Here is a 23,070-nt window from a genome sequence, read left to right on the forward strand (position 1 = left end):
CTCACCCAAAACGCAACGAACTGGAGAGAGCCATGCGAGAGCGGTTGCTCATCCGTGCACGGGTCAGGCTCTTGACGCCTGACGAGGGCGGCACCCAGGGAACGCTGGGGAAAGTGTTCAGGCCATCCTGGAACATTGGAAGTCGAGCCGACGATGGCCGGATGGCATTGGATGGGGGTTCCGTCACGTTGGATGACGCAGGACCGCTTGTGCCAGGGCAGGAGAAGGAGGCAATCATCGAGCCGTTTCTGTCCGAGCCTTGGCTGCACGTGGCTCGAGGAATGGAAATCCCGATGCACGCTGGGGCCCGAGTCATCGGTTCTGCTCGAGTCCTGGAGATTGTGAGGATTCAAGATGCGTGACGCGGACGTCTTGAACGTGCTTCGTGCGAAAGAGAAGCTGCTGACCCCTGTGGAACTCGCGGAGTTGCTGGGCGGCATGCTTGAAGGCGGGATTTCGTATTCTGCGATTGTTTTCTATTTCAAACGGGCATTCCCATCCATTCCTCTGAGGGTCTTGCTGGAGTCAGGGCTGTGGTGGAGGGTCGGCGAGGGCCAAATGAACGACCAAGAATTCAATGAACATTTGAGTCCCTGGGTGGGGCAGGGAGTTGCCGGCTGCAATGGCGGACATCTGGTCTGAAGGGGTGGCGCCCCGGCGTGAGAGCCCAAGGTATCCTGGGTTCAAATGACACTTCATTCCATGATGGTCGGTCATGTCCTGGCGCTCCTGTCCGGAGCGTCCCACCCGGTTGACTCCCACAGCTGTGCGGCCCCTGAGCCCGCGCCGTCCTGGGTGGCGAAGTTCGCCTCCTCGACCGCCTCCGACTGCTCCATGGACTCGACCGTCCCCGGGCCTCAATGGCTGCCCGTGGCGGTGCGGCGCATTCCGGTGGTGGTCCATGTCGTCGCGGACAGCGCGTGCACGAATGGCAATGTCTCGGACGCGCTGGTCCACAGCCAGATTGCGGTCCTCAATGAGGACTTCCGCGCGCTGCCCGGCACGCCGGGGGCGGGTGGCGTGGACAGCAAGATTGAGTTCTTCCTTGCCACCGTGGACCCCTCGGGCAACCCGACCACGGGCATCCAGCGCTATTGCAACACGACGTGGTACCAGGACACGGGCAGCTACTGGCTCAGCACTGCCTGGGATCCGACGCGCTATCTGAACATCTACACCCACAGCGCCGGCGGCTCGCGCGGGTACGTGCCCTTCCTCCCGGCGGAGCCCACGGGCGCTGTCGGTCAGCCGCAGGACCGGGTGGTCATCAACTGGCTGGCCTTCGGCCGGGTGGGGCCCGTCATGCCGTACCACAACGGGCGGACCGTCACGCACGAGGTGGGCCACTACCTGGGCCTGTTCCACACGTACTACTCGGGGTGCGGCACGGCCACGGCGCCAGACTGCTACACCACCGGAGACCGCATCTGCGACACCCCGCCCAACGCCACCTCCCACAAGGGGTGCACCGCGGGAATCACGAGCTGCGGCGGCGTGCCCGTCCCCATCCAGAACTACATGGAGCTGACGGACGACGCCTGCATGACGGGCTTCAGCGCGGAGCAGGTGCAGCGCATGCGCTGCACCCTGGCCACCTACCGCCCGGACCTGGCGCAGTAGCCGTCAGCCGCCGCTCCGCTCCCCCCAGCGCTTCTTGAACGTGTCCCGGTGCGCGGCCCACCAGTCGCGCCACTCCTTCACCGCAGCCTCCCTTTCGGCCCGCGGACCCGCGGGCTGGAAGTGGAGTCAGGTGGACGTCGCGTCCCTCAGGCACATCTCCGCCAGGAACCGCGTGCGGACGTCTTCGCTCTCCAGCAGGTCGATGAGCTCCGGGATGGTGTGCCTTCCCATCGCCTCCCGCGCCTGTGCGAACCCCTTGGAATCCTCCGCCATGGCGCGAGTGTTCCCGGGCCAGGCCCCCGGCGCGAGTCCCGCTGGTGGACACTGTTCCCCACCGGGCTTCTAGGGCGGGGGCGGTGCCGCTATGGTCCCACCCCAGCGGAGGACTCGCCCGCCAGGAGCCATGAACTTCGTCTTCATCTCCCCCCACTTCCCCTCCCAGTACTTCCACTTCGCCACCGCGCTGCGCGAGCGCGGGGTGTCCGTGCTGGGCATCGGTGACACGCCCTACGAGTCCCTGCGCCCGGAGCTGCGCGAGTCCCTGCGGGAATACTTCTTCGTCCCCAGCCTCACCGACTACGACGCCCTCCTGCGCGCCACCGGCTACCTCACCTGGCGCCACGGCCGCATGGACCGCATCGAGTCCCTCAACGAGTCCTGGCTCGAGGTCGAGGCCCGCCTGCGCGAGGACTTCCATGTCCCCGGCCTCCAGCCCTCGGACATCCTCAAGCTGCGCTCCAAGTCCGGCATGGCGGAGGTGTTCCATGCCTCCGGCGTCCCCCACCCGGACCTCCTGCGCGTGCGCGACGCGGACCAGGTGAAGTCCTTCGCCGCGCGCGTGGGCTACCCGCTGGTGCTCAAGCCCGACGTGGGCGTGGGCGCCGCCCACACGTTCAAGGTCGCCAGCGACGCGGAGGTGGACGCGGCGCTCGCCCACCCGCTGCCCACGTCCTACGTGGCCCAGCCCTTCGTGCGCGGCACCATCGTCACGTACGACGGCATCGTGGACCGCCACGGCGTCATCGTCTTCACCCTCAGCCACGAGTACAGCGACGGCGGCATGGAGACCGTCACCGAGCGGCGCGACATCTCCTTCTGGAGCCTGCAGCACATCCCCGCCGCGCTCGACGTGCTGGGCCGCCAGGTCGTCGCCGCGTTCGGCCTGCGCGAGCGCTGGTTCCACCTGGAGTTCTTCCGCCTGCCGGATGGCCGCTTCGTCGTGCTGGAGGCCAACCTGCGCCCGCCCGGCGGCTTCATGACGGACATGATGAACTACACGTGCGACATCGACGTGTACCGGCTCTATGCCCGCGTCGTGACGGGCGACCCGGTGGCGGACTTCCAATACACGCCGCGCCACCACGTCTGCCACAGCGCCCGCCGTCACGGCCGGAAGTACCGCCACTCGCATGCGCAGATCGTCGAGCGGCTGGGCAAGTCGCTGCTCGTGCACCGCGAGCTGCCGCCCATCTACCACTCGCTGCTGGGCGAGGAGATGTACCTCACGCGCCACGCGGACCGCGAATCCATGCAGGACGCGGTCCGCTTCATCCAGGCGACGTGAGCCGTCAGGGCTCCGGCGTCCAGGTGAGCGCGTACACGGTGCTCGCCCCGTCGTCGTGCAGCTTCGTCACGCGGGGCGCCTTCGCGCCGCCCGCGGCCAGCAGTCCCTCGAAGAGCGCCTCCACGTAGCCGGGCCCTCCGAGGCTCGAGTTGAGGTGCAATTCGAAGTGCGTGGGGCCCCGCTCCGTGAGCGTCGCCTCCGTGTAGTTGTCCGTGCCGCGCAGCACCTCCGGCAGCCGGTGCACCATGCGCCGGGGGCCCAGCACGCGCATCACGCCCATCACCGCGCGCCCCAGGAGCGTGGACCCGTAGCCCTCCACGTGCGCCCGGGCGAGCCGGGCGTAGCCCTCCGCGCGAGGGACGTCCGGGTAGACCTCCTCGACGACGATGTCCATGCACCGCGACCAGAGCGGCACGGGGTAGAGCGGCAAGAGCGGCCGGTCCAGGTCCACGCCCGCCTGGCGCAGCCGTTCACGCAGGCGGGGAGACACCTGGCCCTTCAAGCCGTGCTGGAGCAGGCCTTCCACGACCTGCACGTAGACCTGCCGCTGCTCGGGCGGCACCGACCGGGGACGGCGTGTCACGGGCGGGAGCTCAGCTGAGCAACCACTGCATGGCACCCGGCAGCCGGCGCTGCCAGTCCTTCTCGTGGTGCTCGCCGCCGGGCTCCAGCACGAGCGACACCTCGTGGTCGCCGTAGCCCAGGCCCTTGAGGTGGTGGAAGAAGTCGCGCGTGCCCTGGCCGTAGTCCAGGGGGATTCCGCCCGCGTGGATGAACTCGGTGTCGCCCGCGTCCAGGTAGATGCGCGTCCAGCGCTGGCTGTGCTCGCGCCACGCGTCGAACAGGCGGCCCTGGCTCCACATCACCGTGGGCGACAGCGCGCCGATGCGCCCGAACACCCGCGGGAACTTCCACCCCAGGTACAGCGAGATGAGGCCGCCCAGCGATGAGCCCATGGTGCCGGTCCACTCGCTGCCCTGGCGCGTGCGGTACGTCCGGTCGATGTATGGCTTCAGCTCCTCCACGAGGAAGCGCCCGTAGGCCTCACCGCGCGCGGAGACGCCGTTGCGCGGCTCGTCCCACGGCGAGTACTCCTGGAAGCGGCCGGGGCCGGAGTCCACCGCGACGATGAGCCACGGCTCCATCCGACCCGCGCTCACGCTCTCCTCCGCGACGCGGTTGGCGCACCACGTGTCGAAGACGGCGGACTCCGGATGCGCGAAGACGTTCTGCCCGTCGTGCATGTAGAGCACCGGGAAGCGGTGGTCCCGCCAGGCGTCGTAGTTGTCCGGCGTGTAGATGCGGACGGTGCGGTTGAATCCCTCCTGGGGAGAGGGGAAGTGGCGAAGGATGTGGACGTGGCCCATGCGCTGTTCTTGGGGCCGGACGGGACCAGCCCTCGCGAGGATGTGGCCGCAGCATAGCCGCACCGCCCGACGCCCACGTGCAAGGGATTGGACCGCCGTCCCTTGCCTGGACGCCGAGTCCGGGGAAGGGATGGACCACGCGTCAGGACTTCGCTGTAGGGAAGAGTGGTCCCGCTCGTGCAGAGGGCCCGCCGCGTGCGTTCCGTCCTCGTTGCCGTGTGGCTGCTCCTGGCAGGTCTGCCCATCGCGTCGCTCGCGGCCTCCTATGAGGTTGAACCCGAGGACAGTGGCGAGCAGGCGCTGTTCGCGCTGAGGGAGGACGGCGCCATCACGGCGGAGACGCTGGCGGCGCTGCTGGTGCTGCGGCGCTCGGGCGTGGATCCGGCGCATGCGTCGCGCGCGGGGCTCTATGCGTTGCCGGGGCTGACGTACGCGCGCGTGGATGGGCTTGCGGCTTCCGGAGGGCTGACGTCGGAGGAGCGGCGTCGGCTGGCGCCCTTCCTGAGGTCGTCGGCGCCGGAGCGGGTGTCGGGGGACGCGCGGCTGCTGACGGCGTTCGCCGCGTTGGATCCGGTGCTCCCTCCGCTGGCGCTCCAGGTGCGCGTGGCGGGGCCGGAGGGCTGGCGCGTGGGGCTGCTCACGTCGCTGACCCGGCGACGGCTGGGCGCGGTGCACCGGGATGCGAGCCGGCGGACGCTGGTGGCGGAGGCGCCCGGTGTGTCGGTGGTCGTGCCCAAGTTCCACGGTCAGTGGACGGGCGAGCGGGCTTCCGTGCTGGTGGGCTCGTACCGGCTGGGCTTCGGTCAGCGGCTGACGCTGGACACCACGGGGCTGCCCACGCCGGAGGGCTTCCTGCCCGACGACGCCGTGCGTGCGCCGGGCGGCGTGGAGCGCTGGTGCTTCCTGGGAGAAGGGGCCTGCGCGCCCGAGGAGCGCGACGCGGAGGTGACGCCGGACTTCCAGTGGGACGAAGGCTTCCGGGGCGTGGTGGGCACGGTGCGGGGCGCGGTGGGGGCCTCCTCGGAGGTGTCCGTGACGGGCTTCGGTTCGTACCAGTCCCGCTCGCTGCTCTCGCATGCCCTGCTGGAACGGACGTCCTGTGAGGGCGCTGCCTGCAAGGCTCCAGGGGTGTGGCTCCAGGGAACGGGAGCCCCCGCGGGACGCGTGGTGTCGCGCACGCTGCCCGGCGTGTTCCACGAATGGGCAGGCGGAGGCCACGCGGCGATTGCCTGGACCTCGCGGTCGCAGCTGGGCGTGACGGCCTGGAGCGCGAAGCCGGTGTGGCGCGTGGAGGGCGTGGCGCTCGATTTCCGCTCCACGGCCGGCTACCCGGCGGGCGGTGCTTTCGGCGCGGTGGGCTTCGATGGTGCGTGGGGCCTGGGCGCCGTGGACCTCTTCATGGAGGCGGCGCGCACGTTCGATGCGGCGCCGGGCGGAGGCGGTGGATTCGGCGTGCTCCAGCGCACGGTGGTGGCGGGCACGTCGAAGGAGCTGGAGCTGTCGCTGCGTGCCTACGGTCGCGGCTTCGCCAATCCCTACACGGGCGCGATGTCCGGGCCGGACGAGCTGGAGGGCTCACGGGCCCGGAATGAGGTGGGCGCACGCATCCGCTACCTGCATCGGCTGGAGGGCGCGCTGCGGCTGCGCGGGGAGGTGGATGCGTGGACGCTGCCTTCCGACGGTGCGGCGGTGGGCAGTGCTGGCACGGTGAACCTGCGGGCCTCGGCGCGGGTGGACTGGCGGACGCATGCGCTGTTCCAGCCGTCGCTGTGGGGCGAGTACCGGGACAAGGACGTCGGCGTGGCGGGGGACTGCTTCGAGGGTTCGGGGGAGGAGCCCTGCTCGGGTTCGCTCTTGCGTGTGACGGCCCGGGTGAAGGCGGAGCTTCACGACGCCGTGTCCGTGGCGGCGCAGTACGCGCATGCGCGCGTGGATGATCCGGTGAACCACGGCGTGCGGCAGGACGCGCATGCGGTGGTGGAGACCCAGGTGCGGCCTTGCGAGGCCGTGAGGCTGCGGGGCCGCGCCGTGTGGAAGGACGAGGACCTGTCGACGCGCAACCGGCTGGAGCAGTCCTTCCGGGCCACGCTCGATGCGAGCTGGACGGCGGCCGACGCCGTGACGACGCGGGCCCGGTACGCGTGGGTCATCGACTTGAAGGACGCGCGAGGTGCCCGGACGCCGCCGGATGCGCCCCGGCACCTGTTCGCGCTGGAAGTGGAGACGCGGTTCTGAAGGGAGCGGAGTGTGGCGGCTTGGGCAGTGCGGGGATGGGGCGTGTGGCTGGGATTGGGATGGGTGCTGGGAGGGTTGGGGGCGTGCGGGCTGCCCGCGTGGGAGGAGGCGCCGCAGGCCTGTGAAGCGCTGCTGCCTGGGGACGTGGTCATCACCGAGTACCTCAACGACCCCACGGGCGCGGACACGGGCAGGGAGTACGTGGAGCTCCACAACCCCACCCGCGAGACCGTGGACCTGCTGGGCGTGACGCTCTTCACCGCGCGCGACGAGGCGGCACAGGAGCGGGTCTATACGTTCACCACGGGCCTGCCGGTGGATGCGGGGACCTTCGTCGTGCTCGGCGACGTGCGTGAGGGGGCACTGCCCGGGCATGTCGATGGGACCTATGGGGATGCGCTCGGCGCGCTGGGAAACAGCTCCGGGCTGTTGGGCCTGCGGTGCGGGACGCGCGTGCTCGACACGGTGGTGCTCGGCGCGCCGGCGAAGTCAGGCGCGGCCCGGACCTATGACGGCCGGTTCGTGCCCGATGCGGAAGGGAATGACGACCTGTCGCGCTGGTGTGACGCACCAGAGGCCACGCCGGGAAGCGCGAACGCGCCGTGTCCCGCGTTGACGGACGGCGGAGTGCCTTCGGGCGACGGGGGGCGTGTCACGACGTGCCTGCCGCCGGGAGCTGTCTCTCCCCGGGAGGTCCAACCTCCGCGTCCAGGAGAGCTGATCATCACCGAGGTGATGGCCAACCCGCGAGGCGACGACACGGTGGGCGAGTGGCTGGAGGTCCGCGCCACCGCGCCCGTGGACCTCAATGGGCTGACGGTGGGGACGGACACCTCCGGCACACGTCTGGAATCAGCGCGCTGTCTGTCCCTCGCCGCCGGAGAGTCCGCGCTGCTCGCGCGCAAGAAGGAGCCGGAGGCGAACGGCGGCCTGCCGGAACCCCTGGCCACGTTCTCCGTGGACCTGCGCAACGCGGGCGGTGTGGTCGCCGTGCGCGCGGGAAACGTGCTCATCGACAGCGCGCTGTATGGCCCGGCCCAGGATGGCGTGGCCACCCAGGTGTCCGCGCCGCTCACCGCCGATGCGAAGGGCAACGACGCCGCGACGTCCTGGTGCGCGGCCACGGAGGCCTACGGTGACAAGGGCAACCTGGGCACACCGGGGCGGAACAACCGCACCTGCACCGGGGCGGACGCGGGAGCCACGCAGGCAGGTTGCATCGACCGGATGACGGGACAGCCCCGCGCACTCCGCGCTCCCTCCGTGGGCTCACTGGTGCTCACCGAGTTCATGGCGGACCCTGGCGCCGTCCCGGATGCGCTGGGTGAGTGGGTGGAGGTGCTCGCGCTGCGCGAGGTGGACCTCAACGGGGTGACGCTCGCCAACGAGGCGGGCAGCTCCATCCTGGAGTCTCCGCTCTGCCTTTCGATGAAGGCCGGAGGCTTCGCGGTCCTCGCGCGCGGCGACGATGCTTCGCTCAATGGCGGGTTGCCCGCCGTGCTCGGCACGTTCGGGTTCGGCCTGGGCAACGGCGCGGGGGCCCATGTCCTCAAGCTGTCAGCACACGGGACCGTCCTGGACGCGGTGGCCTTCACGAACGCCGCGAGCCCGGGTGTGTCGTCGCAGCTGGATGCGCGTGTACGGGATGCCACCGGCAACGACGCGGCCGGGGTCTTCTGTCCCACGCCGGCTGGCGTGACGTACGGCGTGGGCGACCGGGGCACCCCGGGCCGGGAGAACCGGACGTGCTCGCGATGAGGACGCGGGGCCTGGCGTGGCTGGTGCTGCTCACCGTCCTGTCCGCCTGTGGCGGCGGGGAAGGGGAGTGCGGACCGGCCACGGGCGTGGTGGCGAAGGTCATCGACGGGGACACCGTGGTGCTCCAGGACGGCGAGCGGATCCGCTACCTGCTCGCCGACACCCCGGAGACGACGCAGGGCCACGATGACTGCTTCGGCGAGGAGGCCGCGGCGTTCAACCGCTCGCTCGTGGAGGGCCGCACGGTGCGGCTGCGGGACGCGGAGGCGTGCACGGACCGCTTCGGACGGCGGCTCGCCTACGTGTCCGTGGACGGCCAGGACGTGAACGCGCTGCTCGTGCAGCGGGGGTACGCGTGCACGCTGTTCATCCCGCCGGCCGGAGCCTCCCGGCGCGGCGAGTTCGAGGCCCTGGAGCTGGAGGCCCGGCGTGCCCGCCGGGGCCTGTGGGGCCGCTGTCTGGCGCCGTGTCCCAGGGGCCGGCGCCCGCCTGCGTCCACCCTACGGCAGCGTGTCCATCACCGCCCGGGCCAGCTCCGACTCCAGCGGCCAGGCCGCCGGACGGCGCGACGTGGTGAGGTCCAGCGTGCCGTTCGCGAGCCTCGCCCCGAAGGCGTCCCCCACGGACAGCCGCACCCTGCGCACCCGCTCCCGGAGCACGTCGCCCACGTCGGGCGCCGAGGCCAGCTGGGTCAGCACCTCTCCGGTGTGCTCGACGAGCCACGCCAGGGGCTGGATGTTGGCCTCCGTCTCCAGCTCCGTGGCCGTGCCGAACTCCGCCGTCACCTTCGTGCCCCAGGCGCTGGACAGCTTGTCGGCCATCGCGGGCAGGTGCCGGCGCAGGTGCATGGGCGAGGACTCGGGCATCGACTTCTCGGGCGTGTCCAGCACCGTGGCGTCGTGCAGCGTGAGCGCCTCGATGACCCCGTCCGGCACGAACGTCACGTCCCGGCCTTCCCCGTGCGAGCCGTAGCCGCCGGAGGTGATGAGCAGCACGCCGCGGCCCTGACGGAACTCGCCGTACTCGCGGACGAGCCCCGTCACCTCGCGCCCGCTGCGCAGGAACACCGTCACCTGCGGCAGGTTCAGCGGCAGGCCCTCGGTGTAGCGGCGCATGAGGATGCTCATGGCCTCCAGCACCTCCCAGACGCTGCGCACGTTGCCCCGGGCCAGCGACTCCAGCGGATCCACCCGCCTGGGCGTGCTCATGACCGGCCCTCCTTCGCCGGGCCCTGTCCCTGGGGGCACGTCCCCGGGGGCAACCGCCCCGTCGCCGCCGCGTCCGCGTCCTGCCTTCCGATGCCGTGTTCCGCGAATGCCATGGCCTGCTGCCTCCCGTGTGCCTGGGAGTCAGTCTCCCCCAGGTCCCCGGCGGGACCCAGCGGTTCGCAAGGGCCTTCCACGGCCGCCTGCCACCCCCCGGGGTTCCATCCCAGAGGTGGGCAACCCACCCCTCCTCCTCCCGCAGGCCCCATCCATCCCACGGCGCGCGATGCCCATCTTCCCTCCACTCCGGCCATGTCCAGGGAGCAGGGGAACGGTGACACTCACTCTTCCGACAGCAGGCGGCCTGCCTTGTCCGACCGGTGTCTCCGGGGCACCGGCATGAACCCGGTCGCGTCCACGACGGACCTGCTCGCGGACTTCGTGGCGGGGCGGCGCGAGGACATCCTCCGGCGCTGGAGCGCTCGGCTGGAGCCCGCCCCGCCGGGCATGTCCGACGAGTTCCAGGACCGGCTGCAGGGGATGATCAAGCTGGTGGACGCCCTCGTGCTCGTCCTCCGCCAGGGGGCCGTGGAGGCGTGGGCCCAGGAGTCGGTCTGGTCCCATGCCCGGGAGATTGGACTGCGGCGCTTCCAGTCCGGCGCTCGCGTGGAGACGCTGGTGCAGGAGTACAGCCTCCTGCGCGAGGCCATCCTGGAGGTGCTGGATGCGGCCCACCGGCCGCTCGGCGCGGACGAGCTGCGCATGCTCTGGCGCGCGCTGGACCGGAGCCTGACGGAGGCGGTGGCCCACTACGTCCACGAACACGAGCAGGCGCTGCGCTCCCGGGAGCTGCGGCTGCAGGAGATCCTCGACCACGCCCCGGCCGCCATCTACGCGAAGGACGCGCTCGGGCGGTACCTCTTCATCAACCGTCCCTTCGAGACCATCTCCGGCCACGAGCGCGCGGCGGTGCTGGGGCGCTCGGACCTGGAGCTGTTCCCCCGGGAGACGGCGGAGCGCTTCCGGCACAACGACCGCCGGGTGCTGGCGGCGAAGTCGCCGCTGGTGTTCGACGAGGAGGTGCTCCAGCCCGACGGGCCGCACCTCTACCACACGATGAAGTTCCCCCTGCCCAGCGTCGCGGAAGGGGAGCCCTGGGCCCTCTGTGGCGTGTCCACGGACATCACCACCACGCGCACGCTGCGCCAGGAGCGCGACGAGGCCCGCGAGCAGCTCCAGCGCGTGCTCACCCAGCTGCCCGTCGTGCTGTGGGCCTTCGACACGCAGGGCGTGTTCACGCTCTTCGAGGGCGAGGGCGTGACGTCCACGTCCATGCCCGCCCAGGTGATGCGCGGGCGCTCCGTCTTCGAGATCTTCCGGGACCGGCGGGACGTGCTGGAGGTCATCCTGCGCGCGCTGGCCGGGGAGCGGCTGTCCACGGAGCTGTACCTCATGGGTGTCTGGTTCGAGGTCCGCCTCCTGCCGGTGTTCGACCCGGGGGGGCGCGTGGTCAGCGTGTCGGGCGTGTCGCTGGACATCACCGAGCGGCGCCGGGCGGAGCAGGAGCTGCGCGCGTCGGAGACTCGCTACCGGCTGGCCACCCAGGCCACCCGCGACATCATCTGGGACTGGGACCTGGTGACGGATGAAATCCACTGGAGCGACATGGCGCCCCGCATCCTCCGGCTGGACCCGTCCCGGGGGCTGCCCGTCATGGACATGGGGTGGTGGGCGGACAGCCTGCATCCCGACGAGCGCGAGCGGGTGATGCGGGGGCTGCAGCAGGCGCTCGACAGCCCGGAAGGCCACTGGATGGCCGAGTACCGGCTCAGGCGGGGGGACGGGACCTGGGCCTTCGTCGAGGACCGGGGCCGCGTGGTGAAGGACCTCCAGGGCCGCCCGGTGCGCATGGTGGGCGCCATGCAGGACGTCACCGGCCGGCACGAGGCCGAGGCGGAGGCGAAGCGCCGCGCGGAGTTCGAGCAGCTGCTCATCGGCATCGTGGGCCACGACCTGCGCAACCCCATCTCCGCCATCACCATGGCGGCCACCACGCTGGCGAAGCGCGAGGACGCCGACCCGCGCGACCAGAAGGCCGTGGCCCGCATCCTCTCCAGCGCCGACCGCGCGCACCGCATGCTGCGCGACGTGCTGGACTTCACCCAGGCCCGGCTGGGCGGCGGCATCCCCATGGCCCCGCGCGACGTGGACCTCCTGGACCTGGTGCGCCAGGTGGTGGACGAGGTGCAGCAGGCCCACCCGGACCGGCGCCTGGAGGTGGACGGGCGGGGGGACGCCCGGCTGTGGTGCGACCCGGACCGGCTGGCGCAGGTCATCACCAACCTGGTGAACAACGCGCTCGCCTATGGAGACGCCTTCTGCCCGGTGCGCGTGCGGCTGCGCGGCCAGCCGGGGACGGTGTCGCTCGCGGTGAAGAACCAGGGGCACCCGATTCCACAGAGCCTGCTGCCGCACCTCTTCGAACCCCTCAAGCGCGCGGAGGCCCGCGAGGGCAACCGCACCGCCCACGGGCTGGGGCTGGGGCTGTTCATCGTGAAGCACATCGTGGACGCGCACGGCGGCCGGCTGCGCGTGCGCTCCAACCTCCAGGACGGCACCACCTTCCTCGTCCAGCTGCCGCGCCAGCCTCACCCCCGGGACTGAAGGCGGCGCCTCCGGGGCGCGCTTGCCCTGGAGGGACGGCCCGGGTAGCAAAGGGGCTCCCCAAGGGACTCCGACGACGGGCGGGCCCTGTCCTTTGTGGAAGGAGAGCGGCGCCATGAACAAGAAGTGGATCCTCGGGGTGGGGCTGGGTGTCGGCGGGCTGCTCCTGGTGGGCGGAGGGCTGGTCGCGACGGGCTACTGGGCGAACGGCCAGATGGGCGGCGACGGCATGGAGGTGCTGGCGCAGACCCAGGCCCGGGCCCAGCGGACCGCGGACCTCAACGCCCGCTACCCCTTCCAGCCGCCCCCCGCGGGCAAGGTGCTGAAGCTGGAGGAGGCGCGGCTGGAGACGTACCTCGCGGTGCGCGAGGCGACCCTGCCCGCCTACCAGGCGATGGAGAAGGAGTCGCTCGAGTTCATGCGGACGCACGGCGAGCAGCTCAACCGCGGGGGCCGGCGCGCGATGATCCAGGCCGCGGGCGCCTCCATGCGCATCATGGGCAAGGCCCAGACCGTGCTCCTCCAGAACCTGGAGGCGCGGCACATGTCGCCCCAGGAGTTCCGCCGCCTCACCGCCGTGGTGTACCCGCCGCCGGAGGTGGTGCCGGACGCGGGCGTGGCGATGTCCCACGCGTCGGACCCCACGAACCTCGCGCAGCTGGAGGCGCAGCTCGCCGCGCTGACGCCGCAGCTGGAGGACCCGAAGCTCACCGAGGCCGAGCGGCTGCAGCTGGAGCAGCGCCGCGCCGGGCTGCGCAAGTACATCACCCAGCTGGAGCTCGCCTCGGGCAAGGACGTGAAGGAGGCCAACGCCGCCCTGCTGAAGAAGCACGCGGAGCGCGTCGCGAAGGCGGCGAACCCCACGTTCGACGAGCTGATGACGAAGCCCCTGGAGGCCGCCGGCACCGCGGGGCTGCCCACGCCCTGAGGCGCGTCAGGCCTCCACCTGACGCCCGGAGCGCCGGTGCACGAGGCTGGCCCCCACCGCGCCGCCAATCACCACGAGGATGATGGCCACCGACAGGAGCGGCGGGATGTGCACCCACTGCTCCACCACCATCTTCACCCCCGCGAACGCCAGCACCCCCGCGAGGCCGTAGTGCAGGTACTTCAGCTGCCCCACGGCCCCGGCGATGACGAGGTAGAGCGCGCGCAGCCCCAGGATGGCGAAGGCGTTGGAGCTGTAGAGGATGAACGTGTCGGTGGTGACGGAGAACGCCGCCGGCACCGAGTCCACCGCGAACAGGATGTCCGTCACCTCCAGGCCCACCAGCGCCAGCAAGAGCGGCGTGGCGAGCCTGCGGCCCCGGTGCTTCACCAGGAAGTGCGGCCCCTCCACCTGGTCCGTCACCGGCAGCTTCTTCGACAGCCAGCTCACGACGCGGTTGTCCTCCTGCTTCGACGGGTCCTCGCGGAAGACGCGCCACGCGGTGACGAGCAGGATGGCGCCGAAGACGTACGACACCCAGCCCCAGCGCTGCAGCGCCGCCGCGCCCACGAAGATGAACAGGGCCCGGAACACCAGCGCGCCGAAGATGCCCAGGAAGAGCACCTCGTGCTGGTAGCGCTGGGGGATGTTCAGGCTGCGGAAGATGACGAGGAAGACGAAGACGTTGTCCAGGCTGAGGCTCTTCTCGATGAGCCACGCCGCCAGGTATTCATGGCCGTGCTGGCTGCCCAGCGTCACCCACACGAAGCCGCAGAAGCCCAGCCCCAGCCCCACCCACGCCAGGCTCCACAGGAGCGCCGCGCGGCGCGACTGCCCCCGCCCGCCCCGGTGCGCCAGCAGGTCCACCACCAGCAGCGCGATGAGCAGCGCCCAGAAGACGACCCAGGCCCAGGAAGGGGTGCTTTGCATGACCCCTCCAACCTAGGCACGTCCCCGGCATCCGCTCGCGAGAAGGCTTCGCGCGGAGTCAAATCCTACCCATATCCCGGTGCGTGACGCCCCGGGCCGAGGGGATGGGATGGGGGGTGGGCGAGCGTTGTCCTCTTCCCCGCTCAGGATGTGATACTTCCCAGTAAGCCCAGGAACCTCATGATTCTCAACACTCCAAAGGCGGTGCGATGAACACGGTCATCTTCGCTTGTACGCAGAACGCGGGTCGCTCGCAGATCGCGGCGGCCTTCTTCAACCTGCTGGCGGACCCGGCGAAGGCGCGCGCCATTTCGGCGGGGACGCAGCCGGCCGAGCGTCTGCATCCCGAGGTGCTCGCGACCATGAAGGAGATGGGCGTGGACCTGGGCGACGCGAAGCCGCAGCGGCTGACGCCGGAGCTGGCGAAGAGCGCGCAGATCCTGGTGACGCTGGGCGGGCTGTCGGACGCGCCGGCGGTGACGGACCAGAAGCGCGAGGACTGGCCCATGGAAGACCCGATGGGCAAGTCCGCGGCGGACGTGGAGAAGATTCGCGACGCGACGGCCGCCATGGTGTCGGACTTCGTGATCCGCCACGGCTGGGAACGCCCGCAGTAGGTAGGGAGCGGGAGGCAGTACCTTTCTGATGCGTGACCGTGGGTGTCCGGGCCTGAGGGTGGACGGACGGACACGCGAGGAGGGGGTGGGACCCGCGATGCCTGGCGTCGCGGTGGGGGGGGCCTTCCCGGGCCGTGGCACCGGTCGGGGGCGGGTGGCTTGAAAACGGGCGGGGGCTTGCCGCACGCTGTGTCCTTTCGCGGACACGCGGTTCGCGCACCCCACGTCCAGGCTCACAGGCTCCATGATGCTCTCCGTGCTTCTTGCCGGGCTGCTGTCGCAGACGGCGCCGTCGGTCTCCGCTCGCCAGCAGGGCGTGCCCATTGGCCGGGGGGACAAGGTCCCCACGGTGGTGTTGAGCGCGCCGTCCGGCGGGTGGACGGTGGACCGGATGATGCTGATTGAGGGCACGGTGAGCGACGCCTCGGTGGATCCGGTGGTCGTGTCCATCAACGGCGACCGCTACCTGATGCGCACCCAGGGCGGGCGCTTCAGCCGCAAGTTCCCCGCGGCCAGCGGCAAGAACGTCGTGACGGTGATGGCGACGAACAAGGGCGGCACGGCGCGCACGCAGGCGACGAGCTACGCGCAGGTGCCCCCGGTGCCGCTCAAGGCCATCCTCACCAGCGACACGGACGGCGTCTACACGGACCTGCACATCTACGAGCCCACGGACGTGAGCAGCGCGGGCGACACGCTGGACGTGAAGGCGATGGCGCACGTGTACTGGGCGAACACGCAGAGCCCGTCCGGCGGCACGTTCTTCCTCAACGAGCAGGGCGGCGACTTCGACCAGCCGGCGTACGGCCCGTACCTCTACATCCACCGCGCGCCGCCGAAGGGCGTGTACCTGGTGGCGACGAACTACTGGCCCAGCGGGGACAAGGCGCACACGGTGGCCACGCTCAACCTGGCGCTCTTCGAGGGCACGCCGGGCGAGGTCCGCCGCCGCGTGCGCATCCCGCTGGCGACGCCCGGCACGACGCGCGTGCTCGCGTGGGTGAACATCCTGGGGGACGGGCAGGCGGAGGTGTACGTGCCCTCCGCGGATCCAAAGCCGAAGGGGAAGGGCTGGCCCACGAACCTGGAGGCGGCGCTCAAGGAGCTCCAGAAGAGTGGGGACGGCGAGACCGGCGGCGAAGGCGAAGGCGACTACTGACGCGACCGGCGCTCCCGGCACGGCCAAAGCCATGCGCGTCCTGATGCTCACGCTGTTGCTCCACGCGGGCCCGCCTCCGTCCGGGACGCCGCCCGTGTCGCCCGCGCGCGAAGGCGCACGCAGCGCAGCCGGGCCGGCCTCCGCGCGCGAGGCCGCGTCCGTCGCATTGGGGCCGGTCCCGCTGGAGACGCGCGCGCGGCTCTTGCGCCGTGAGGTCGCCCAGGTGGCGCTCGCGCAGGTGAAGGCCCCGGACGCGGCGTGGCAGCCGGCGCAGCGCGACTGCGCGGGCCTCATCCGCTACGCGTACCGCACGGCCTACCGGCGCGTGGCCTCGGAGCGCCTGGCCTCGCCGCTGTGGCAGGACGCTCGCGGGCCCTCGGACTTCGCGGACGCGGAGACGTTGATCAGCCGCAGCTTCGTTCCCCTGGGCCGGGGCGCGGACGCGCTCGCCCAGCTTCGCACCGGAGACGTGCTGGCCTTCCGCCAGGAGCACGACGCGGGGCCCGTCTTCCACCTGATGCTCGTGGTGCGCCCGGAGGACCGGGCCCACGCCCCCGCGCGCGTCGTCTACCACCCCGGTGAGGCCGGCGCCCGCGTGCGCACCGGCATCCTGGACTCACTCGCCACCGAGGCGCCGCTGGAGTGGCGCCCCGTGCCGGCCAACGCCGCCTTCCTCGGCTTCTTCCGCTTCAAGGAGTGGATGTCATGACGTCTCCCGTGAGCCCGCCGCCCCCCGCTGGAGGCGGAGGCAAGGGCCGCTCGTCCGCCGTGCGCATCGCGCTCATCGGCGCCCTGGTCGTGGGTGTGGGCGTGGGGGCCTTCGTCATCGGCCGCCGCAGCGGTGGCGGTGGCAGCTCCGGCCCCGCCTTCTCCTCCGGCGAACCCAAGGGTCCGCCGTCCGCGGGCGCCACCGTGGAGGGCATGCCGGACGTGCCCGCCGAGCCCACCAGGATGGAGGTCCCCGGCGCTGGCGCCACCGCCGCCATCTGGGTGGACGTGCACTCGCCCGCGAAGGTGCGCGACGCGCTGGCGCGCAACGCGTGGCTGAAGGCGCAGTGGGACAAGCCGCTGGGCCAGGGCTTCGTGAGCGGCTGGTCCGCGTTCCTGGGCTCCACCGGCACCGACCTCAAGGCGTCCTTCAAGGGCGCGGTGCTGGACGTCGTCGCGGGGCAGCTGCTCGACACGCCGTTCCGCACCGTGTGGTTCAGTGGCGACGCGCGCGTGGGCACGCCCGCGCTCCTCGTCCCCAAGGCGAACAAGACGTCGCAGGCCGCGTGGGACGCGCTGGACGCCGTGGCGAAGCGCGGGGAGATGCTCGCGGAGAGCTGCCCGTCCGGGATGGGGGAGAAGGCACCCGAGGACGGCTTCCACCTGTCGCGCTGGCTCGTCGCGGAGCAGACGGTGTGGGCCGCGCGCACGGAGGACCGGCTGGTGCTCTCGCGGCACCCGGTGGTGGTGCTCCAGGCGCTGTGCACGTCGCTGCCGGAGCTGGAGGCCGACGACGGCGTGGACGTGGAGGTGGGCTTCGACCCGAACGCCTACGGTCGCGAGGCGCAGCTCTTCACCCACGTGCTGGGCCTGGGCGAGAACACGCGGCTGCAGCTGCGCGTGGACGGCGACCGGCTGGTGGCGAAGGGCATCGCCGGGAAGCTCCGCCCGGACGCGCTCGCCTCCGACGGCAAGCCCCTCTCCAACGACCTGCTCAAGCTGGTGCCCGAGGACACGCCGGTGCTGTTCGCGTTCCAGCTCACGCTGCCGGAGTCGCTGGAGCCCGCGCAGCTCAACGCCTTCTGGAAGAACGAGGGCCAGCCCCGGACGCGCACGCGCCAGGTGGCCCTGGTGTGGACGCCGCGCGGCAACACGTCGCTGGAGCCGGAGCTGGCGCTCCTGTGGGGGGATGAGAAGGACGCGGAGGGCCTGTCCGCGCTGTTCTCCGGCGGCGCCCGGACGCTGACGAGCGCCACGCTGTGCAAGCACGTGGTGCTGGCCACGAGCGCGCAGGAGGTGGAGCGGCTCCAGAAGGCCTGCGAGGGCCGCGCGCCCAACATGCTCAACGCCGCGGGCCCGGTGGTGGCGGGGCTGCGCGCGCCCTCCACGGTGATGCTGGGCATCAACACGGGGCGGCTGCTCAGCGGGCTCGCGATGGACGGCTACACGTCCGAGGCGCGGGTGGACCGCTCCTCGCCGCTGTCCAAGACGGTGCCCCCGGAAATCGAAGCGGCCCGCCGCGACCTGGAGGCCCTGCCGTACCTGGGCTTCCGCGGCAACGTGCAGGGCTACGTCATGCTGTCGGAAGGGTTCGGGACATGAAGACCTCCCTGCGTTTCGCGGCGCTGGCCGCGCTCCTGCTGTCCGGCGTGGCGCTGGCCAAGCCGCTCTACATCACCGTCCCGCGCTCCTACGGCAGCGGCGAGCCGGTGGCGGTGGACGTCGCCTTCGAGGACAAGGGCCCCGTCGAGCTGCGCGTGCTCCAGCCCGCGAACCTGGATGCGTTCATCCGCGCGCAGGGCGACTTGCGGCGCGCGTACCAGACGCCGCCCACGCTGCTCAACCCGGGCCGGGGCCTGAGCCGGGGCCTCAACGCGGTGCGCTCGCCAGGCATCGTGCTGATGGAGGCGCTGTCACCCGCGTTCCGCCAGGAGGTGGGGACGGCGCTGCCGAAGCCGCCGGAGGCGTCGTCGTCCGGCGAGCCGCTGGCGAAGGTGGCGGAGGGGCCGGAGAAGCTGGTGGGCACGCCGCCGGGCTTCTCCGTGGTGCGCAGCCAGTGGCTCAACCTGGACCTGGGCGGCGCGAACCGGGACTTCAACGTGCCGGGCTTCGACACGGGCGACAGCGGCAGCGGCTTCCAGGAGCGCCGCGTGCTGCTCGCGCCGCTGCCCGCGGGCACCTACGTGCTCCAGCTGGTGCAGGGCCGCGTGGAGGGGCAGGTGGTGCTCGTCGTCAGCGACGTCACCGTGCAGCTGAAGCAGACCGACGGCCAGGTGCTGGTGCGCGCGGCGGGGCGCGACCAGCAGCCGCGCGCGGGGGCGCAGGTGCAGGTGTACCTGCCCACGGGCAAGGGCCCCTCGGGCACGACGGATGAGAAGGGCGAGGTGACGCTCGCGGTGACGGAGCCGCGCATCATCGCGACGGTGACGGCCGGGCAGGACACGGCCATCGTGGACACGGACTTCTACTCCACGCTGGCGGTGGCGCCGGACGTGTTCATCTACAGCGACCGCCCCATCTACAAGCCGGGCAACGAGGTGAAGTTCCGCGGGCTCGTGCGTCAGCCGGACACGTTCCTCGCGCGGCTCTTCACGCCGAAGAAGCGCGATGTGCGCGTGAAGCTGGTGTCGCAGGAGGGCCGCGAAATCCTCACGCGCGCGGCGGTGGATGACTTCGGCGCGTTCAACGGCACGCTCAAGGTGCCGGACGACCTGGGCACGGGCGTGCTGCGCATCGAAGCGGACCTGGACACGCGCCCCTACCAGGGCGAGGCGCGCGTGCAGGACTACGTGAAGCCCACGTTCTACCTGGAGGTGCAGCCGGCGTCGGAGACGGTGGTGCCGGGCTCCACGGTGAGCGTGACGGTGCGCGCGCGCCGCTACGCGGGCGGCGTGCCCAAGGGCGCGAAGTATGAGGTGTTCCTCTACCGCAGCCTGCTGGACGCGCCCGCGTGGGTGGACGACTCCGGCCGCGGCGGGCAGGGCAGCGCGGTGACGTACGGCAGCGCCTCCAGCAGCGAGGGCAAGCTGAGCGTGCCGGAGCGGCTGTACTCCTCCGTCGCGGAGCGCGAGGCCACGGACGACCCGTGGTCCACCGCCAGCGAGTTCGACGCGGACGGCGAGGCCGAGGTGGAGATCGCCGTCCCCGCGCTCAAGCCGGGCGAGGAGCGGCTGCCGTACCGCTACAGCCTCACCGTGCGCGCGCGGGATGATCAGGAGACGTTCGCCACCGGCACCACCGCCTTCTTCCTGTCGAAGGTGGAGGTGATGGGCGTGGCGCGGTACTCGGACGCGGTGGTGCAGAAGGGCTCCGACGCGCAGCTGTCCGTGCGCGCCACCACGCTGTCCGGCAAGCCGTATGGTGTCACGACGGGCGAGGTGGCCTTCGTGCTGCGCCGCGCGGACGGCAGCGAGAAGACGCTGGGCACGCAGGCGTTCACCACGCAGCAGGACGGCACGTCGCGCCAGAAGGTGCCCACCTCCGACGTGGGCACGGTGTTCGCGCGCGTGACGGTGAAGGACAAGAAGGGCGAGGCGTGGACGGGCGAGGAGTCGCTGCTCGTCATCGGCGGCGCGGACGAGCCCGTGGCGCAGGTGCCCAACCTCACGCTCGCGTCGCTGTCCGGCACGCTGGCGCCGGGGGACAGCGCGAAGCTGGTGGCGCTCTTGCCGGATGGCTGGGGCCAGGGCGGCCGGGACGCGGGGCCCGTGTGGGTGACGCTGACGGGCGCGGGCCTGTACGGCACCACGGTGGTGAAGCTCACGGGCCGCACGCTGGTGCACGCCTTCCCGGTAGAGAAGCGCTTCGGCAGCGCGGTGTACGCGTCCGTGGCGTACCCCACGGCGACGGGCCGCTGGGAGGAGCGCACGGTGGCGTTCCGCGTGGTGCCCAAGGAGCGCACGCTCACGGTGGTACTGCAGCCGCGCCGCGCGGAGGCGCTGCCGCTCACGGAGCAGGCCATCGACGTGCGCGTCACCGACAGCGACGGCAGCGGCGTGTCCGCGCAGCTGTCCGTGGGCGTGGTGGACAAGGCCGTCTACGCCATCCAGTCCGAGTTCCGCCCGGGCGTGCTGGACTTCTTCTATCCGCCGGCGCGCGACAACGTGACGAGCTTCTACTCGGCGGAGTTCCAGGGCTACGGCTACGGCGAGCAGCTGGCGCGCAAGATGGCGGGGCTGCCGGACCACGCGTTCGCGTCCATCAAGCCACCCACCCGCAACGCGAAGGACCTGGAGAAGGACACGGCGCACTGGGACCCGGCGGTGGTGACGGACCGGGACGGACGCGCGACGGTGCGCTTCACGCTGCCCTCCAACCAGACGCTGTGGGTGGTGACGGCGGTGGCCGCGGACACGTCCGGCCGCTTCGGCGAGGGCACGGCGGAGTTCGCCTCGCGCGGCGGCCTGAACCTCTACGCGGCGCTCCCGCAGTTCCTGCGCGAGGGCGACGAGGCGCTGGCGTCGGTGCGCCTGGCCGCCGGTGAGAAGTCCAAGGGCAGCCAGCTGCTGGACGTTAGCCTGCGTCCCGGTGGCTCGCTCCAGGCGGACGCGCTCCAGCGCAAGGTGGAGCTGGGCCAGGGCGGCGAGCAGGTGGTGCCGGTGACGCTGCGCGCGGCGAAGACGGGCCCGGCGCAGCTCGCGGTGGACGTGACGGGCGGCAAGGACCCCTTGCGCGACCTGAAGCGCTTCGACGTGGCGCCGGCCGCGGTGGAGGACGCGGTGCAGGTGAGTGCGTGGGGCGGTGGGGCGCTGTCGCTGGAGGCCCCGGAGGCAGCGGCGCTGACGCGCGTGGAGCTGGTGCTCCAGCCGTCCACGGTGGACGCGGCGCTCACCAACGTGCGCGAGCTGCTCACGTACCCGTACGGCTGCCTGGAGCAGCTGGTGTCCACGACGGTGCCCAACGTGGCGGTGTACCAGGTGCTCCAGAAGGCGGGCGCGCTGGACAAGCTGGACCCCGAATCGCAGTCGCTGCTGGCGGAGGCGCGCAGCCGCTCCGTGCAGGGCACGGCCCGCATCCTGGGGCTCGCGGTGAAGGGCGGCGGCTTCACGTGGTTCGGCGGCTACAGCGAGCCCAGCCTGCCGCTCACGCTCATCGCGCTGGACGGCCTGGCGTACGCGTCCGAGGCGGGGCTGGTGGACCGCGACGACGCGCGCATCCAGGAGAGCGCGAAGTGGCTGGAGGCGCAGGAGGGCCTGTCGCCGGAGTACGACGCGACGCGCGCGTACGTGCTGGCGCGCTTGCAGGGCCCGCGTCAGGCGGCGCGGGTGCGCGCGCTGGTGGAGGCCGCGAAGCCGGGGGACCTGTACCCGCTGGCGCTCGCGGTGCTGGCCGCGGAGAAGGCGGGCGTGATGAAGGAGCCTGGCCTCCAGGAGCGCATCCAGGGGCTGGTGAAGCAGAGCGGCGAGGGCTTCGTGAAGCTCGCGGCGCTCAAGGGCGAGGCGGAGACGTCCGAGGCCTTCTACCGCTTCCCGCTGCGGCGCGTGGGCCTCACCGCCATCACCGCGCACGCGGCGTCGTTCGGGTCGCTGGACGTCACGCGCGCGCGCAAGCGCATCCTGGAGATGCTGAGCGAGCCGGGCCTGTCCACGTTCGACCGGAGCACGGCGCTGTTGCACTCGCTCTGGCTGGTGGAGCGCGACGCGAAGGCGTTCAAGGGCATGGCGCCGCCGGAGGTGAAGGGCGCTTCGTCGCCGGTGACGTTCTCGCCTCGCGGCATGGGGCTGGTCGCGACGCTGCCGGCGGGGACTCGCACGGTGGACGTGGGCGGTTTCGACGGCGTGGCCACGCTGCGCGCCGCCGCGATGACGCCGCTCAAGGCCGTGCAGCCGCGCGTGAACGGGATGTCCGTGGAGCGCGCGTACTACGTGCTGCGCGAGGGCGGGAAGGTGAAGCTGGACGCGGGCGTGCAGGTGACGCAGGGCGAAGAGGTCTACGTGGAGCTGACGCTGGACGCGCGAGGGGAGAACCGGGCGCGCTCGGCGTACTACGTGGTGGAGGACGCGGTGCCGGCGGGCTTCGTTCCGCTCCAGGAGGACAAGGTCTTCCGGGGGCCGCCGCACTCGCTGCCGCTCGCTCCGGAGGCGCTGAAGCGCCGGCAGTTGGACCCGTCGCACGCGACGTTCTTCTTCGAGGAACCGGCGTGGTGGAGCGACAGCCCGCGCACGGTGGGCTACGTGATGCGCGCGCAGTTCGCGGGCACGTTCGCGGCGCCGCCCGCGATCATCGAGGACATGTATTCGGCGCGCATCCGGGGCCGCACGGCGTCGGACGTGTTGAAGGTGGTGCCCTCGAAGACGTCCGTGAGTGACCTGTAGC

General features: G+C 71.7%; 17 protein-coding genes and 1 pseudogene. 13 read left to right on the forward strand and 5 right to left on the reverse strand.

From position 1 onward, the window contains the following. Nucleotides 1–354: 354 nt before the first annotated feature. Both NR792_RS29800 and NR792_RS29805 read left to right on the forward strand, forming a co-directional pair. A complete protein-coding gene (locus NR792_RS29800; protein ID WP_375756094.1) occupies nucleotides 355–642 on the forward strand; it encodes a hypothetical protein in 288 nt (95 codons plus the stop codon). A gap of 192 nt (nucleotides 643–834) precedes the next feature. Beyond that, entirely contained in the window at nucleotides 835–1,620 is a 786-nt protein-coding gene (locus NR792_RS29805) for a zinc metalloprotease (RefSeq protein WP_375756095.1), read from the forward strand. 126 nt (nucleotides 1,621–1,746) lie between these two features. Here the strand turns inward: NR792_RS29805 and NR792_RS29810 are convergent, their stop codons facing one another. Next, nucleotides 1,747–1,893, reverse strand: a complete 147-nt coding sequence (locus tag NR792_RS29810; protein WP_375756096.1) for a hypothetical protein — start codon at nucleotides 1,891–1,893, stop codon at nucleotides 1,747–1,749. Between the two features lie 130 nt (nucleotides 1,894–2,023). Here NR792_RS29810 and NR792_RS29815 point away from each other — a divergent pair, with 130 nt between their 5' ends. After that, on the forward strand, nucleotides 2,024–3,184 hold the full coding sequence (locus NR792_RS29815) for an acetyl-CoA carboxylase biotin carboxylase subunit family protein (RefSeq protein WP_375756097.1): 1,161 nt from the start codon (nucleotides 2,024–2,026) through the stop codon (nucleotides 3,182–3,184). Between the two features lie 4 nt (nucleotides 3,185–3,188). Here the strand turns inward: NR792_RS29815 and NR792_RS29820 are convergent, their stop codons facing one another. Together NR792_RS29820 and NR792_RS29825 are read right to left on the reverse strand one after the other, a co-directional pair. After that, nucleotides 3,189–3,767, reverse strand: a complete 579-nt coding sequence (locus tag NR792_RS29820; protein ID WP_375756098.1) for a DUF2378 family protein — start codon at nucleotides 3,765–3,767, stop codon at nucleotides 3,189–3,191. A gap of 10 nt (nucleotides 3,768–3,777) precedes the next feature. Further along, a complete protein-coding gene (locus tag NR792_RS29825; RefSeq protein ID WP_375756099.1) occupies nucleotides 3,778–4,551 on the reverse strand; it encodes an alpha/beta hydrolase in 774 nt (257 codons plus the stop codon). 195 nt (nucleotides 4,552–4,746) lie between these two features. Here NR792_RS29825 and NR792_RS29830 point away from each other — a divergent pair, with 195 nt between their 5' ends. The 3 genes and pseudogenes from NR792_RS29830 to NR792_RS29840 form a co-directional block, all read left to right on the forward strand. Next, on the forward strand, nucleotides 4,747–6,786 hold the full coding sequence (locus tag NR792_RS29830) for a hypothetical protein (RefSeq protein ID WP_375756100.1): 2,040 nt from the start codon (nucleotides 4,747–4,749) through the stop codon (nucleotides 6,784–6,786). Between the two features lie 12 nt (nucleotides 6,787–6,798). Continuing rightward, entirely contained in the window at nucleotides 6,799–8,544 is a 1,746-nt protein-coding gene (locus NR792_RS29835; protein ID WP_375756101.1) for a lamin tail domain-containing protein, read from the forward strand. Continuing rightward, nucleotides 8,541–8,981, forward strand: a pseudogene (locus tag NR792_RS29840) (thermonuclease family protein); the annotation flags it as partial. The gene NR792_RS29835 and the pseudogene NR792_RS29840, both read left to right, overlap by 4 nt. Before the next feature lie 63 nt (nucleotides 8,982–9,044). Here NR792_RS29840 and NR792_RS29845 read toward each other — a convergent pair. Then, complete coding sequence (locus NR792_RS29845; protein ID WP_375761772.1) at nucleotides 9,045–9,752, reverse strand: hypothetical protein; 708 nt, start codon at nucleotides 9,750–9,752, stop codon at nucleotides 9,045–9,047. A 366-nt stretch (nucleotides 9,753–10,118) separates the two neighbouring features. Here NR792_RS29845 and NR792_RS29850 point away from each other — a divergent pair, with 366 nt between their 5' ends. Together NR792_RS29850 and NR792_RS29855 are read left to right on the forward strand one after the other, a co-directional pair. Further along, nucleotides 10,119–12,413 (forward strand): PAS domain-containing protein, encoded by a 2,295-nt coding sequence (locus NR792_RS29850; protein ID WP_375761712.1) that lies wholly within the window; start codon nucleotides 10,119–10,121, stop codon nucleotides 12,411–12,413. A 115-nt stretch (nucleotides 12,414–12,528) separates the two neighbouring features. Next, entirely contained in the window at nucleotides 12,529–13,341 is an 813-nt protein-coding gene (locus tag NR792_RS29855) for a hypothetical protein (protein WP_375756102.1), read from the forward strand. A 6-nt stretch (nucleotides 13,342–13,347) separates the two neighbouring features. On the opposite strand, the gene NR792_RS29860 is transcribed toward NR792_RS29855, so the two are convergent. Further along, nucleotides 13,348–14,271 carry a TerC/Alx family metal homeostasis membrane protein gene (locus tag NR792_RS29860; RefSeq protein ID WP_375756103.1) on the reverse strand — a complete coding sequence of 308 codons (924 nt, stop codon included), beginning with the start codon at nucleotides 14,269–14,271 and terminating at the stop codon, nucleotides 13,348–13,350. 209 nt (nucleotides 14,272–14,480) lie between these two features. Between NR792_RS29860 and NR792_RS29865 the strand changes: the two genes are divergently transcribed. From NR792_RS29865 to NR792_RS29885, 5 genes are all read left to right on the forward strand, one after another. Next, nucleotides 14,481–14,888 carry a low molecular weight phosphatase family protein gene (locus NR792_RS29865; RefSeq protein WP_375756104.1) on the forward strand — a complete coding sequence of 136 codons (408 nt, stop codon included), beginning with the start codon at nucleotides 14,481–14,483 and terminating at the stop codon, nucleotides 14,886–14,888. 247 nt (nucleotides 14,889–15,135) lie between these two features. Then, the gene (locus tag NR792_RS29870; protein ID WP_375761713.1) at nucleotides 15,136–16,047 is read left to right on the forward strand and encodes a DUF2135 domain-containing protein; all 912 of its coding nucleotides are present in this window, start codon (nucleotides 15,136–15,138) and stop codon (nucleotides 16,045–16,047) included. A gap of 31 nt (nucleotides 16,048–16,078) precedes the next feature. After that, a complete protein-coding gene (locus NR792_RS29875; RefSeq protein ID WP_375756105.1) occupies nucleotides 16,079–16,756 on the forward strand; it encodes a DUF1175 family protein in 678 nt (225 codons plus the stop codon). Beyond that, nucleotides 16,753–18,357, forward strand: a complete 1,605-nt coding sequence (locus NR792_RS29880) for a hypothetical protein (RefSeq protein ID WP_375756106.1) — start codon at nucleotides 16,753–16,755, stop codon at nucleotides 18,355–18,357. The genes NR792_RS29875 and NR792_RS29880 overlap by 4 nt, the downstream gene beginning before the upstream one ends. Then, nucleotides 18,354–23,069: an MG2 domain-containing protein gene (locus NR792_RS29885; protein WP_375756107.1), complete on the forward strand. Its 4,716-nt coding sequence runs from the start codon at nucleotides 18,354–18,356 to the stop codon at nucleotides 23,067–23,069. Before NR792_RS29880 ends, NR792_RS29885 begins: the two co-directional genes overlap by 4 nt. Nucleotide 23,070 lies beyond the last annotated feature (1 nt).

It is taken from the genome of Corallococcus exercitus, assembly GCF_042231735.1.
GTDB classification, from domain to species: Bacteria; Myxococcota; Myxococcia; order Myxococcales; family Myxococcaceae; genus Corallococcus; species Corallococcus exercitus_B.

Bases quoted from the DNA above. Each gene is read 5' to 3' on its own strand.
- NR792_RS29800 (WP_375756094.1), top strand. From the start codon at position 355: ATGCGTGACGCGGACGTCTTGAACGTGCTTCGTGCGAAAGAGAAGCTG.
- NR792_RS29805 (WP_375756095.1), top strand. From the start codon at position 835: ATGGACTCGACCGTCCCCGGGCCTCAATGGCTGCCCGTGGCGGTGCGG.
- NR792_RS29810 (WP_375756096.1), bottom strand. From the start codon at position 1,893: ATGGCGGAGGATTCCAAGGGGTTCGCACAGGCGCGGGAGGCGATGGGA.
- NR792_RS29815 (WP_375756097.1), top strand. From the start codon at position 2,024: ATGAACTTCGTCTTCATCTCCCCCCACTTCCCCTCCCAGTACTTCCAC.
- NR792_RS29825 (WP_375756099.1), bottom strand. From the start codon at position 4,551: ATGGGCCACGTCCACATCCTTCGCCACTTCCCCTCTCCCCAGGAGGGA.
- NR792_RS29845 (WP_375761772.1), bottom strand. From the start codon at position 9,752: ATGAGCACGCCCAGGCGGGTGGATCCGCTGGAGTCGCTGGCCCGGGGC.
- NR792_RS29855 (WP_375756102.1), top strand. From the start codon at position 12,529: ATGAACAAGAAGTGGATCCTCGGGGTGGGGCTGGGTGTCGGCGGGCTG.
- NR792_RS29860 (WP_375756103.1), bottom strand. From the start codon at position 14,271: ATGCAAAGCACCCCTTCCTGGGCCTGGGTCGTCTTCTGGGCGCTGCTC.
- NR792_RS29865 (WP_375756104.1), top strand. From the start codon at position 14,481: ATGAACACGGTCATCTTCGCTTGTACGCAGAACGCGGGTCGCTCGCAG.
- NR792_RS29870 (WP_375761713.1), top strand. From the start codon at position 15,136: ATGCTCTCCGTGCTTCTTGCCGGGCTGCTGTCGCAGACGGCGCCGTCG.
- NR792_RS29875 (WP_375756105.1), top strand. From the start codon at position 16,079: ATGCGCGTCCTGATGCTCACGCTGTTGCTCCACGCGGGCCCGCCTCCG.
- NR792_RS29880 (WP_375756106.1), top strand. From the start codon at position 16,753: ATGACGTCTCCCGTGAGCCCGCCGCCCCCCGCTGGAGGCGGAGGCAAG.
- NR792_RS29885 (WP_375756107.1), top strand. From the start codon at position 18,354: ATGAAGACCTCCCTGCGTTTCGCGGCGCTGGCCGCGCTCCTGCTGTCC.